This is a genomic window from Blautia coccoides, from assembly GCF_034355335.1.
GTDB classification, from domain to species: domain Bacteria; phylum Bacillota; class Clostridia; order Lachnospirales; family Lachnospiraceae; genus Blautia; species Blautia producta.
The window spans coordinates 3,670,682-3,684,496 of record NZ_CP136422.1 but is presented as its reverse complement, the minus strand read 5'-3'; the positions used below and the strand labels follow the sequence as shown (position 1 = coordinate 3,684,496).

Annotated in this window: 11 protein-coding genes and 1 riboswitch; all 11 genes read left to right on the top strand. The window is 44.4% G+C overall.

Translation table 11 applies throughout. The features are described 5' to 3' along the window. The first annotated feature begins 12 nt into the window (after window positions 1–12). The 11 genes from acsB to amrA all read left to right on the top strand — a co-directional run bounded on the left by acsB (window position 13) and on the right by amrA (window position 13,812). On the top strand, window positions 13–2,139 hold the full coding sequence (acsB, locus tag BLCOC_RS16550; protein ID WP_029468711.1) for an acetyl-CoA decarbonylase/synthase complex subunit alpha/beta: 2,127 nt from the start codon (window positions 13–15) through the stop codon (window positions 2,137–2,139). A 106-nt stretch (window positions 2,140–2,245) separates the two neighbouring features. Then, entirely contained in the window at window positions 2,246–3,184 is a 939-nt protein-coding gene (gene acsD, locus BLCOC_RS16545; RefSeq protein ID WP_018597552.1) for an acetyl-CoA decarbonylase/synthase complex subunit delta, read from the top strand. A gap of 25 nt (window positions 3,185–3,209) precedes the next feature. Beyond that, window positions 3,210–4,556 carry an acetyl-CoA decarbonylase/synthase complex subunit gamma gene (gene acsC / locus BLCOC_RS16540; protein WP_115622808.1) on the top strand — a complete coding sequence of 449 codons (1,347 nt, stop codon included), beginning with the start codon at window positions 3,210–3,212 and terminating at the stop codon, window positions 4,554–4,556. Between the two features lie 97 nt (window positions 4,557–4,653). After that, entirely contained in the window at window positions 4,654–5,439 is a 786-nt protein-coding gene (gene acsE / locus BLCOC_RS16535; protein ID WP_018597554.1) for a carbon monoxide dehydrogenase/acetyl-CoA synthase methytransferase subunit, read from the top strand. Window positions 5,440–5,529: 90 nt separating this feature from the next. Further along, on the top strand, window positions 5,530–7,458 hold the full coding sequence (gene acsV / locus BLCOC_RS16530) for a corrinoid activation/regeneration protein AcsV (protein WP_115622807.1): 1,929 nt from the start codon (window positions 5,530–5,532) through the stop codon (window positions 7,456–7,458). Between the two features lie 59 nt (window positions 7,459–7,517). Continuing rightward, complete coding sequence (locus BLCOC_RS16525; RefSeq protein ID WP_029468713.1) at window positions 7,518–8,165, top strand: DUF3786 domain-containing protein; 648 nt, start codon at window positions 7,518–7,520, stop codon at window positions 8,163–8,165. 25 nt (window positions 8,166–8,190) lie between these two features. Further along, window positions 8,191–8,289: riboswitch (THF riboswitch) on the top strand. A 123-nt stretch (window positions 8,290–8,412) separates the two neighbouring features. Continuing rightward, window positions 8,413–8,973, top strand: a complete 561-nt coding sequence (locus BLCOC_RS16520) for a folate family ECF transporter S component (protein WP_115622806.1) — start codon at window positions 8,413–8,415, stop codon at window positions 8,971–8,973. Between the two features lie 67 nt (window positions 8,974–9,040). After that, window positions 9,041–9,670, top strand: a complete 630-nt coding sequence (locus BLCOC_RS16515; RefSeq protein WP_115622805.1) for a cyclodeaminase/cyclohydrolase family protein — start codon at window positions 9,041–9,043, stop codon at window positions 9,668–9,670. 116 nt (window positions 9,671–9,786) lie between these two features. Beyond that, on the top strand, window positions 9,787–10,638 hold the full coding sequence (locus BLCOC_RS16510) for a bifunctional 5,10-methylenetetrahydrofolate dehydrogenase/5,10-methenyltetrahydrofolate cyclohydrolase (protein ID WP_029468715.1): 852 nt from the start codon (window positions 9,787–9,789) through the stop codon (window positions 10,636–10,638). Window positions 10,639–10,827: 189 nt separating this feature from the next. Then, complete coding sequence (locus BLCOC_RS16505) at window positions 10,828–12,264, top strand: phospholipase D family protein (protein ID WP_115622804.1); 1,437 nt, start codon at window positions 10,828–10,830, stop codon at window positions 12,262–12,264. 159 nt (window positions 12,265–12,423) lie between these two features. Continuing rightward, complete coding sequence (gene amrA / locus BLCOC_RS16500; RefSeq protein ID WP_115622803.1) at window positions 12,424–13,812, top strand: AmmeMemoRadiSam system protein A; 1,389 nt, start codon at window positions 12,424–12,426, stop codon at window positions 13,810–13,812. Window positions 13,813–13,815: the final 3 nt, after the last annotated feature.

Below are 13,815 nucleotides of genomic sequence, written 5' to 3'. Positions count from 1 at the left end.
AGGAAGAAAACATTGACATTATTTGAAACCGTATTTAGTGGAAATGACGCTGTCTATGGATTAACAGAAGGCGCTATCAATGCTGCCATTGAACAGCACGGTGCTGACAAGGCTGTCAGCTTCCCGAACACTGCTTACTGCTTACCATGCTACTACGCAGTGACAGGTGTGAAGGTTAAAACTTTAGGAGAATTAAAAGAAGCTTTAGGTGTAGTAAAAACTCTGATGACAAGAGAGATGAGATTGAATGACGTATTTATGTCAGGTGTTGCAACTGCTCTCTGTGCAGAGTTCATCGAAGTTCTGAAATATATTGACGGTGCAGAACCGTATGCAGAGCCTTGCTACGGACATCTGGCAGATGCTGTGATCCGTGAGCTGGGTGTACCCCTTGTAACAGGTGATATCCCTGGTGTTGCTGTTATTCTCGGAAGTGCTCCGACAAAAGAAGAAGCAGTCGCTCTTGTTAAGAGCTACCAGGCACAGGGTATCCTGGTAACACTGGTTGGCGGCGTGATCGACCAGGTTGCAGAAGCTGGTATGAAGACAGGTGCAAACTTACGTGTTATCCCGCTGGGAAAAGACGTGACAAGCGTTATCCATGTAGTATCCGTTGCTTTAAGAGCAGCACTTATCTTTGGTAATGTAACACCTGGTGATGCAGCGAATCTGATGAAATACACCTTTGAGCGTGTACCGGCATTCGTAAACGCATTTGCTCCTCTGGACGATGTGATCGTTGCCTGCGGTGCAGGTGCTATCGCACTGGGATTCCCGGTTATCACAAACCAGGAAGGCGTATCTACAGTACCGAAGAGCCTGATCTTACAGAAAGATGTTGCTAAATTCAATGCTACATCTCTGGAAGCACGCGATATCAAGATCAAGATCACCAATATCGATATCCCGGTTGCATTCGCATCCGCATTCGAGGGTGAGATCATCCGCCGCGGCGATATGCAGGTTGAGTTCGACGGTTCCCGTGTAGACTGTGCAGAGCTGGTACAGTCAGCAGAGGCTACAGAGATTGAAGATCACAAGATCACTGTGATCGGACCGGAAGCAGACGAAATGGAGCTTGGCAGCAAGAACAGCATCGCTTATGTTGTAAAAGTTGCAGGCAAGAACATGCAGTCAGACTTTGAGCCGGTTATCGAGCGTAAATTCCATAACTATATCAACTGCATCGAAGGTGTATACCATACAGGACAGCGTGATATGCAGCGTATCCGTATCAGCAAGGATGCATTCAACGCAGGATTCCGCCTGAAACATATCGGTGAAGTTCTGTACGCTTCTGTTAAGAACGAATTTGATGCTGTTGTTGACAAATGTGAGGTTGTTATCTATACCGATCCTGCAGAGTGTAAGAGAATCCGTCACGAAGTGGCTATTCCTACATTCAACAAACGTGATGACCGTCTGAAATCCCTGACAGATGAGTCTGTAGATGTATACTACAGCTGTATCCTGTGCCAGGCATTCTCCCCGTCACACGTATGTGTGGTAACACCGGAACGTCTGGGCCTGTGCGGTGCCGTTTCATGGCTGGATGCAAAGGCTACCAACGAGCTGGATCCCAACGGACCTTGCCAGGTTATCACAAAAGAGAAATGTATTGATGAGAGAATCGGTGAGTACGAGGACGTTAACGAAGCCGTTCGTAAATTCTCCCAGGGTGCTCTGGAAGAGGTATCTCTGTACTCCATCATGGAAAAACCAATGACAAGCTGCGGATGTTTCGAGTGTATCTGTGGTATCGAGCCATTCTCCAACGGTGTAGTTATCACAAACCGTGAGTATGCAGGTATGACACCACTTGGAATGACATTCCCGGAATTGGCTTCCATGACAGGCGGCGGTGTTCAGACACCAGGCTTTATGGGACATGGTAAACATTTCATCGGTTCCAAGAAGTTTATGAAGGCAGAGGGCGGTATCGAGAGAATCGTATGGATGCCTAAGGAACTGAAAGAATTTGTTGCCGAGAGACTGAACCAGACAGCAAAAGAATTATACGGTATCGATAACTTCACAGACATGGTTGGTGATGAGACCATCGCAACAGATCCGGAAGAATTAGTTGCATTCTTAACAGAAAAAGGACATCCGGCTCTGGGTCTGGATCCGATGATGTAAGATTTTGGAAGACAAAATCGCTTAATTGTAGTATCATGTAAACGGTGAATGCGCGTTTTACCGTGTTCACCGTTTATAAAAAATATATTAAGGAGGCTAATGAGAAATGCCGTTTAATCAAAAACCACAGAAATTCAATGCAAACATAAACACAGTTGAAATTGGCTGCGGGGACAAAGCAATCAAATTAGGAGGGGAATGTACATTTCCTTTTTACACATTTGATGCTCCCACGGAGAATGCACCAAAAGTAGGTGTGGAAATTTCCGATATGGGGCTTTCCAATGTACCGGGAATCCAGGAATATTATGCAGGTGCTACCACAATGGCCGAGATCGCAAAAAAAGCGGAAGCAATGGAAGGTGCGGACTTCGTTTGCTTACGTCTGGAAGGCGGGGATCCAAACGGCTCAGACAAATCCATTGATGAACTGATCGCAGTTGTCAAGGAAGTCGGAGAAGCTGTTTCCTGTCCTTTAGTTGTTGAAGGTTGCAAGAATGTGGAAAAAGATTCTGAATTACTGCCAAAAGTAGCAGAAGCACTTCAGGGCAAAAACGTTTTAGTCCTTTCTGCAAGAGAAGAAGATTACAAAGCAGTTGGTGCAGCAGCAGGCCTTGCATACAACCAGAAGGTTGGAGCAGAATCCGCAGTTGATATCAACCTGGCAAAACAGCTTAACGTTGTTACAACCCAGTTAGGCGTAAAAGCTCAGGATATCGTAATGAACGTTGGTTCTGCAGCAGTAGGTTATGGTTTTGAGTACGTGGTATCCACAATGGACCGTATTAAAGGTGCAGCTCTTTCCCAGAATGATAACATGTTACAGATGCCTATCATCACTCCGGTTGCCGATGAGACATGGGGAGTAAAAGAGGCTATGGCTTCTGAGGAAGATATGCCAGAATGGGGACCGCTGGAAGAGAGAGGTATCAGTATGGAAGTACAGACAGCAGCAGCAGTTTTAGCTTCCGGTTCTGACGCTGTCATTCTGAGACATCCCAAATCTGTTGCAACAATCTCAAAAATGATTAAAGAATTAGTGTAATCGTAGAACAGGAGGATAAAAACAAATGGGATTATCAGGTATTCAAATTTTTAAACTGACACCAAAAAAGAACTGTAAAGAGTGCGGCTGCCCAACATGTATGGCTTTCTCCATGAAAGTAGCTCAGGGTGCTCTGGAAATTTCAAAATGCCCGCATATGTCTGAGGATGCTCTGGCTCAGTTATCTGAGGCAACAGCTCCGCCGATGAAGACCATCAAAGTCGGAAGCGGTGATAACGAATTTACTTTAGGCGGCGAGACTGTTTTATTCAGACATGAAAAAACATTCGTTAGCAAAACAAGATATGCGGTTGCACTGTGCACATGCATGGATGATGCAGCAATCGATGCCAAACTGGCAGCAATTCCGAAGGTAGACTACGAGCGTATCAGCGAGAGAATGTTCGTTGAAATGATTTACGTGAACTACGAAGACGGCGCTGACAAAGACAGATACGTTGAAATCGTAAAGAAAGCAGCAGCTCTTGGCAGAACTCTGGTTCTGGGCTGTAAAGATGTTGAAGCAGCAAAAGCAGCATTAGCTGTATGCAAAGACGGCAAACCTGTATTAAACGGTGCAGATGCTTCTAACTACGCAGAGATGAGTGCAGTTGCAACAGAGGCTGGCGTTGTACTTGGCGTTACAGGTGCTGACTTAAATGAATTATATGATACAGTTGCAGCTCTGGAAAAAGCAGGAAATAAGAACCTGATTCTGGATGTTGGAACAAAATCTATAAAAGAAGCTTACGGCAATGCAGTTCAGATCCGCCGTGCAGCTTTAAAAGATCAGGACAGAATTTTCGGTTACCCGACTCTGGTAAACCTGGCAGTTCTGGCACATGGCGACAGAAATATGCAGCAGGCACTGGCTTCCCTGTTCACAATGAAATATGGTTCCATTGTGGTTATGGAGCAGCTTGATTATGCAGAAGCTCTGCCGTTATTTGGTCTGAGACAGAATGTATATACAGACCCGCAGAAGCCAATGAAGGTAGAACCGGGTATTTATGCGTTAAATGGTGCAGACGAGAATTCTCTCTGTCTGACAACCGTAGACTTTGCTCTTACATACTTCGTGGTATCCGGAGAGCTGGAGCGTTCCGGAGTACCATGTAACCTGATCATCAGTGATGCAGGCGGACTTTCCGTACTGACTGCATGGGCAGCAGGTAAATTATCTTCTACTTCCGTAGCCAAATATATTCAGGAAAATGTTGAAGATAAAGTAAAATGTAGAAAACTGATCATTCCGGGTAAAGTTGCTGTATTAAAGGGTGATATCGAAGCAAAACTTCCGGGCTGGGAAGTGATCGTTGCCCCATTGGAAGCAGTTCAGTTAGTAAAATTCTTAAAGGATATGACTGCATAAAGACTGCATAAAAGAGCAAATACAGGCTGGCAGGGAGAATGCTTATACTGCGTTTTTCCTGTCCGGCCAGAATGAATAATTTAAAAGGAGAACTATTATGGCAAAGTTTGTTACAATTGGTGAGAGAATTCACTGTATTTCCCCGTCTATCCGCAAAGCGATGGCAGAGCGTGATCCGGAACCAATCTTAAAACGTGCAAAAGAGCAGCTGGAAGCAGGTGCAACTTATCTGGACGTTAATATCGGACCGGCTGAGAATGATGGAGAAGATTTAATGAAATGGGCTGTTCAGCTGATCCAGTCCAACTTCGACAACGTTCCTCTGGCACTGGATACTGCCAACAAAAAAGCGATCGAGGCAGGTATCTCCGTATACAACAGAAGCAAAGGAAAACCGATTGTAAACTCTGCTGATGCAGGCGGAAGAATTGAGAATATCGACCTGGCTGCAGCAAATGATGCTATCGTAATCGCTCTTTGTTCTGCAGAAGGTATTGCAGCAGACAATGACGAGCGTATGATGCACTGCCAGAACATGCTGGAAAGAGGTATGATGCTGGGTATGGAGCCTACAGATCTTTGGTTTGACCCGTTATTCCTGGTTGTTAAAGGAATGCAGGACAAACAGATGGAAGTTCTGGAAGCTATCAAAATGTTCAGCGATATGGGCCTGAATTCCACAGGCGGTCTGTCCAATAACTCTAATGGTATGCCGAAACATATTCGTCCGATCATGGATTCCGCAATGGTAGCAATGTGCATGATGCAGGGCTTAACTTCCGCTATCGTAAATCCATGTGATTTAAGACTGATGGAAACCATTAAATCCTGTGATGTATTCAAGAACAACACATTATACGCTGACTCTTACCTGGAAATCTAATAACAGAATAGGTAGAATCGTGTAATAAAAAGCGCCGGGGATATTTTTATCGCCGGCGCAGATAAAAATATACAGAAAGGCTAAATTCCTATGTTCAAAGTGACTTTTAAGTTTGAAAACGGCGAAGACGTCACAACTTTCGCCCAGGAAGGAGAAATCCTTTTAGAAGTAGCGAGAAAAACGAATGTGGCTATCGATGCCCCCTGTTCCGGAAATGCTTCCTGTGGTAAATGCAAGGTAAAGCTGGTGGCAGGTGAAATGAATTCTCCAAAGACACGCCATATCTCTGATGATGAATATGCGGAAGGTTGGAGGCTGGCATGTGTGAGCAAGCTGACTGGTGATGTGGAGGTACAGGTACCTGATATTGCATCCGCTTACAGAAGCCGGATGAAAGTCGCGGATTTGAGTTCCAGAGAGGAGATCGCTATATTTGAACAGGCGAAATCTGATGTGGAAGCAGCAGGAATAACCTTGAAGAACAGTCTGGATATTATCCATGTGACAATGGATGAGCCTACTTTGGATGACACTATGCCGGATAATGAACGTCTTATACGGGCCATCAAGAGGGACACCGGTGTACAGAGAGTACGTCTGCCTTACTCTGCCTTGCGGAAAATTTCCGTTGTTTTCCGTGAGAATCATTTTGATGTTCAGTGTATTGTGCGCAGAACAGCAGATGATATTTTTGTGTATGATGTTTACGGCAGGAATGAAAAAGTAGTGATAGGCGGTTTGGCTATTGATATTGGAACTACCACTGTGTCTGCTTTGCTTATCAATATGCAGACAGGCGAGATCCTTGGAAAGGCATCAGCCGGGAACGGTCAGATTCGTTATGGTGCGGATGTTATCAACCGTATTATTGAATCCATGAAGCCGGGAGGAAGTGAAAAGCTGCAAAATGCAGTGGTTGACGAGACTATCAATCCTATGATCGAGCAGATGTGTCGTTCCTGCGGATTTAGTCCTCTGCATATATATCGTATGTGCATTGCATCCAATACGACGATGAACCATCTGCTTACCGGAATGAACGGTGATCCTATCCGTATGGAGCCGTATATTCCGACCTTTTATAAAACTAATTCACTGTTTGCCTCTGATATTGGGATCAGGGTGAATCCGGATGCTCATATAATACTGGCGCCGAACATAGGCAGTTATGTGGGCGGAGATATCACAGCGGGTACTCTGGTGAGTATGCTGTGGAATCGGCCTGAATTTTCCCTGTTTATCGATTTAGGTACGAACGGCGAGCTTGTATTCGGCAATTCTGATTTTATGATGAGTTGTGCCTGCTCTGCAGGTCCTGCTTTTGAAGGCGGGGATATTAGCTGCGGTATGCGCGCGACGGACGGCGCTATCGAAGCCTGTACCATTGATACAGAAACAATGGAGCCAAGTTACTCTGTTATCGGAGATGAAGGCGAGAAACCCATTGGTCTCTGTGGTTCCGGTATTATTGATGTGATCAGCGAATTATTCCGTACCGGTATTATCAATCCGAAAGGAAAGTTTATCCGGGAAGGAAAGCGTGTCCGCCATGATGAATATGGTATGGGCAGCTATGTGCTCGCCTTCGAGGAGGAATCGGGCAGTGTCAAGGAAGTGGAGATCAATGAGGTGGATATTGACAACTTTATACGGGCAAAAGGAGCTATTTTCTCAGCTATCCGTACAATGCTTGTATCCCTGGATTTTGATATTTCCATGATTGATGATGTTTATGTAGCCGGTGGAATCGGCAGCGGTATCAATATGAGAAATGCCGTACGGATTGGTATGTTCCCGGATATTCCTCTGGAGAAATTCCATTACATTGGAAACTCTTCACTGTCCGGTGCATATACAATGCTTCTTTCAAAAGAGGCAGAGCAGAAATGCTATGAAATCGCGTCCAATATGACTTATCTGGAACTTTCCGCTGTACCAAGTTATATGGATGAGTTTGTAGCCTGCTGTTTTATACCACATACGGATACGTCTTTGTTTCCGTCTGTAACAGAGCAGTAGCGGGAGCGTATTGCGGACTTACTATTGTTACGAATAAATAGACTGACTGAGGTGAAAAGATGGATTTTGAATACGCAAAGGACAGTAAAGAGCAGCGTCCTTATGAACATTATCTGAACGCATACAGAGAGATGGACCCGAAAGAAATCAGCGGGCGAACCGGTATTCCTTATGATGAGGAAAAAGGGCTTTTTACCGTGAAACTGATGGGAAGTACATACCAGGTATCTTTTCCGGATTATGAAATTCATCACGTGGAGGATTCCATTGGAGTATATCCACTGGAGGAGGCCATGAATGCTAAGATTCTTATTGTCCGTTTTTTGACAGAGAGAAGCGCAGCACCTGCGTCAGGGAAATTCCTGACTTATCATGATGTTCCCTGGGGTGAGGTTTACTTCAGGCAGTTCCAGGGCAGATGCCTGTTTCGTCTGGCATTCGGCTATGGAAATAAGCTGTCTGTGTTTCAAAAGATCATGGAACACCTGGGAGCAAAAAAATGTTCAGAGGGAGACTGTTCCTATGAACTGGAATTTATGGACAATCTGTATGTGAAGTTTATCTTGTGGGAAGGGGATGACGAGTTTCAGCCTTCCGCACAGATATTGTTTTCTGATAATTTTGCCGTCACATTTGCCGCGGAGGATTTGGCGGTTGTGGGCGATATCAGTATTAACATGATGAAAGCATTAGAAAAAAAGTTGTAAGAAGTTGTCTTAAAAAGACTGTTATAGTAGAGTAGGTATTACGCGTTAAGTGTCATGGGATGGGAAGTTGTCCATGAACGAAGGCAGCCGTTAGGCTCCACGATGTAATATTGCGTCCGCTACTACATTAAAGACAGATATGAATTCTTCTCTTTGGTGTAGTAAACTACTATGCCATAAGTACAATACGAGAAGGGACAGTTATGCTGTTCCTTGAAGACAACAGAAGAAGGAGGATTTATATCTGATGAAAAAAGTGAATAATGTAAAAGTTTTGGCATTTACGGGTGTTCTGGTGGCAATGAGCATTATCCTGACCAGGGTAGTTGCGATACCCATTGGTACCAGTATTCGGCTTACCGTAGGTCAGACTCCGGTATACCTTTGTGGTTTTTGGTTTGGCCCTTTGGTAGGGGGGATTTGCGGGTTTTTGTCTGATTTCCTTGGGGCGATCCTTCAGGGTTATGCGCCAAATCCCATGATTTCTGTCACTGCTGTTCTGGCTGGTGTGCTGCCTGGATTGTTTCGGCATTTCTATGCTAAGAAACTGGAGATTTGGCATGTACTTGCAGTGATCGTTGTTCATGGAATCGTAGGTTCTCTTGGATTTACATGTCTTGGACTTCATATGTACTACGGAACACCGTGGGTAGTTTTGTATGCCCAGAGATTGGTTCAGACACCGCTCTTGGCAGCTCTGAATACTCTACTGGTATTTTTCCTCTACAAGAGTCCCTTGACTGCTATGGTAAATAAGAGCACTATGCTGAAAAATGGGCCTGTAAATGTATCTGATCATGCAAAATAATTCCCTCAGGGAATTTTATATAAAACCGAAGTGATTCGGTAATTAAAGAAAGAGAGGTATGTGAGAGATGGGATTTTCAACTGTACCATGTAATGAATTTGTGGAAGTATTGGCATCAAAAGCACCAGTTCCGGGCGGCGGTGGAGCATCAGCTCTGGTTGGCGCAGTGGGAACGGCCCTGGGCAATATGGTGGGCAGTCTGACTGTAGGTAAGAAAAAGTACGCAGAGGTAGAAGACGAGATGTGGGAGCTGAAAAAGAAATGTGATGCCCTGCAGGCGGATTTTTTACGTCTGATAGAGAGAGATGCGGAGGTGTTTGAGCCGCTTTCAAAAGCATATGGAATGCCTCGTGCAACAGAGGAAGAAAAAGCTGAAAAAGCAAGAGTAATGGAAATCGTTCTGAAGGACGCATGCTCCGTACCTATGGAAATTATGGAAAAGTGCTGTGAGGCCATTGAAGTGATCGTGGAATTTGCAGCAAAAGGTTCCACATTGGCGATCAGTGACGCAGGCGTAGGCGCAGCCTTCTGCAAAGCCGCTTTAAAGGGTGCCAGCCTGAATGTGTATATTAATACAAAGTCTATGGCTGACAGAGCTTATGCGGAAGAGCTGAATAAAAAAGCAGATGCAATGCTGGAGAAATATACGAAAATCGCTGACGATACCTTTGACAGCGTACTTTCCAGACTGAAATAAGAGGGCACTGAACAATTACGATAATTGTATGATGCCTTATGTGACATGTGCTGCAGCGTAAGCTGCAGAGTGTCTAAGAGGCCAGGATAAAAAGATGCAGGAGGATTCATAGAGAAATGGCAAAGAGATTACTTGGTAAAGAGGTAACAGCAGCATTAAACGAAAGAATTAAAGCGGATGTGGCAGCACTGGAGGAAAAAGGGGTAAAACCTACCCTGTGTATTATCCGTGTGGGTGAAAACGAAAGTGATATTTCCTACGAGAGAGGCGCAACAAAACGCTGTGAAACACTGGGTGTTGCATGCGAAAAGATTCTACTTCCGGCAGATGTAAGCCAGGAAGAGTTACTGGCAACGATTGATAAGGTGAATAAAGATGACAAGATTCACGGCGTTCTGTTATTCCGTCCGCTGCCAAAACACCTGAATCAGTCTGTTATTGAAAATGCACTGGATCCGGCAAAAGACGTTGACTGTATGACAGATGGTTCCATGTCAGGTGTATTTACAGGCAAGAATGTAGGTTTCCCGCCCTGTACACCGCAGGCTTGTATGGAGATTCTCGACTTTTACGGAATCGACTGTACAGGTAAAAAGGCAGTTGTTGTAGGCCGTAGTCTGGTTGTAGGAAAACCGGCAGCTATGATGCTGATCAAGAAAAATGCAACTGTTACAATCTGCCACACCAGAACTGTGGATATGCCTTCTGTAGTAAGAGAGGCAGACATTGTTATTGTCGCTGCAGGTCGTGCTGGTGTTATTGACGATACCTATTTAAGCGCAGGACAGACAGTTATTGATGTTGGTATCAATGTGAACGCAGAAGGAAAGCTTTGCGGTGATGTTGATTTTGAGAAGGCTGAGCCAGTTGTAGATGCCATTACTCCTGTTCCGGGTGGTGTTGGAAGTGTTACGACTTCTGTACTGGTTGGACATGTGGTAGAAGCTGCGAAACGTAAATTTGCTTAATTAAAGAACAGAGTATATCGGAATATAGTTTGACTGCCCCTGGAAATTCATGTATGTGGATTTCCGGGGGTTTTATATTTTTTTCAGAAATATTCATAGTATTATTCTTGACAATTTTCATGGAAAGCAGTATGGTGCCCTATGATAACTTTAGAGGTTATCTTTACAAAATAACAAAGGGTGAAAGAAATGAAAAAGTTTAAACTTCGATGGTTGCTGTTTGTATTGTTGTTTTTTCTTGTCTATCTTATAGCGGGAGCTGTAGGTCCATTCATACATTACACAAAGGTGTCAAAGGAGACAAAAAAGAATTTTGCTGTGTCAGATTGTTACAGAGACAGCATAGGAGTAGACAGAGCAATGCTGCTTGAGACAAATAAGAGCGCATGGGATGAAAGAATTCGGCTTTTCAATCAGGCTAAAGAACGGATCATACTTTCTACATTTGATATGAGAGACGGAAAGAGTACACGGGATCTCCTTGCAGTCTTGTATCACAGGGCCGAGGAGGGTATTAAAATAAAAATTTTGGTTGACGGGGTAAGCGGTAAAATCCGCATGGAAGGGAATGAACTATTTTATGCCCTGTCTTCGCATCCAAATGTGGAAATAAAAGTTTATAATGAATTAAATCTGGCTATGCCCTGGAAGACCCAGGGAAGAATGCACGATAAATATGTCATTGTAGATGAATTGGCTTATATTCTTGGCGGAAGAAATACATTTGATTATTTTATCGGAGATTATCCAAACAAGAATATGAGTTATGACAGAGAGGTATTGATCTATAATACGGATCCGAAACTGGACGGTGGGGATAAAAGTTCTTTGTATCAGGTGGAAGAGTATTTTGAACGTATGTGGAAGAAAAAGGAATGCAGGCTGTTTCACGACCAGGAAAGTCTGAGGGAGGACGATAAAACAAAGAGTATGATCCGCATGCTGACCAGAAGATACGAGAAGCTGAAAAAAGAGAACGCGGATTTATTCAAGGACTGTGATTACGGTGAAATAACCTGCGAGACGAATAAAGTGACACTTCTTTCAAACCCAACAGGGGTATATGGGAAAGAGCCTGTACTGTTTTATGAGCTGTCCCAGCTTATGAAGCAGGCAAAGGATAGGGTTATTATCCATACCCCCTATGTAGTCCTGAATGGATATATGAAGAGAGAACTGACAGATATTGCAAGGAAGGTGCAGAACAGCAGAATGGTGATCAATTCTGTGGAAAACGGTGACAACTTTATGGCATCCAGTGATTATCTGTATAGGAAAAAGGGTGTATATGATACCGGGATTTCGATGCTGGAGTATGATGGAGGAGTATCTTATCACGGAAAATCTATAGTGATCGATGAGGATATGTCAATTATTGGTTCTTATAATATGGATCTGCGCAGCACATATGTGGATACTGAACTGATGCTGGCAGTACGGAGCAGGAAACTGACAGAGGAATTGACCGGATACATGGATGAGATGGAAAAGGACTGCAGAGTAGTGACCGGACCGGATACCTATGAAGTGCCGGAGCATATACAGGTAGAAGAGATTCCTTTTTGGAAAAAGACAGCTATGCGTGCAGTTGGATTGATTATGCAGCCTTTTCGCTGTATGGTGTAAAGAAAACATTTTCCAGCACTACCGAAGCAGTTGTGGTTAATCATCTATGAAAGATGGAGATGCAGCTATATCTATGGTTTTCATAACAGTCTCTCGGATGTATAATTAAAATAGGAACAGGAAAACGTGCAGAGGATTACCGGGAAGGGAGTTGGTATTATGTCGATACGTGGTGCTGTAATGGTACCTCATCCGCCGCTTATAATTCCGGAGGTGGGAAGAGGACAGGAGGTGGGAATTTCGGCTACAATAGCGGCTTATGAAAAAGCCGCACAACATGTGGCGAAGCTATGTCCGGATACTGTTGTGGTGACGACACCCCATTCTGTCATGTATGCGGATTATTTTCATATCTCGCCGGGAAGAGAGGCAGAGGGAGATTTTGGAAAGTTTGGTGCAAAAGAAGTACGGATCAAGGCGAAATACGATATAGAATTGCGAAGTCAGCTCTGCAGCCTTCTGGACAGGGATGGCTTTATGGCCGGAACCAGAGGAGAGCGGGACAGCCGGCTGGATCATGCCACTATGATACCATTGTACTTTCTGGAAAAGCAGCAGGTCAGATACAGGATACTTAGGATTGGATTATCAGGGCAGACACTGGAGGCACATTATCGACTGGGGGAGTATATCAGCAAGGCCGCTGATATACTGGGCAGGAATGTTGTCATGATCGCCAGTGGGGATTTATCGCATAAACTTTTGGAAGCTGGTCCTTATGGTTATCAGAAGGAAGGGCCTGAATATGATAAAAGAGTCATGCAGGCCATGGGAACCGGAAATTTTGGTGATTTATTGGACTTTCCGGATGATTTTTGTGAGAAAGCAGCAGAGTGCGGCCACAGGTCTTTTGTGATCATGGCTGGAGCTTTCGATGGAACTTCTGTGAATTCAAAGCGATTGTCTTATGAAGGCCCTTTTGGAGTAGGGTATGGGATTTGTACATATGAGACTGTTGGAAAGGATAATACAAGAAGATTTCTCAATCAGTATGAAGAAATGCAGAGACAAAATCTGGAACACAAAAAAGCCTCTGAAGATGCCTATGTCAGGCTGGCAAGAAAAGCTTTGGAGACTTATGTGAGAACAGGAAAAATGCTGGTGATTCCGGATGATCTTCCGGAAGAACTACGCTCTAAACGTGCAGGCGTGTTTGTCTCTCTGAAGATGCATGGAAGGCTGCGCGGATGTATTGGAACAATTTTGCCGGTGACAGATTCGGTGGCAGAGGAGATAGCAGACAACGCTGTAAGTGCCGGATGCCGTGATCCCAGATTTACACCTGTTAAGGAAGAAGAGCTTGATCAGCTTGTCTACAGTGTAGACGTTTTGGGGGAAACTGAAGAAATTGCTTCGCTGGAGGAACTGGATGTAAAGGAGTACGGTGTGATCGTATCCAAGGGGAGAAAGAAAGGTCTGCTGCTGCCCAATCTGGAGGGTGTGGATACGGTGGAAGAACAGATATCCATTGCCATGCAGAAAGCCGGTATTGATGAAACAGAGACTGGAGTTAAGCTGGAACGGTTTCGGGTGATCAGACACAAATGATAA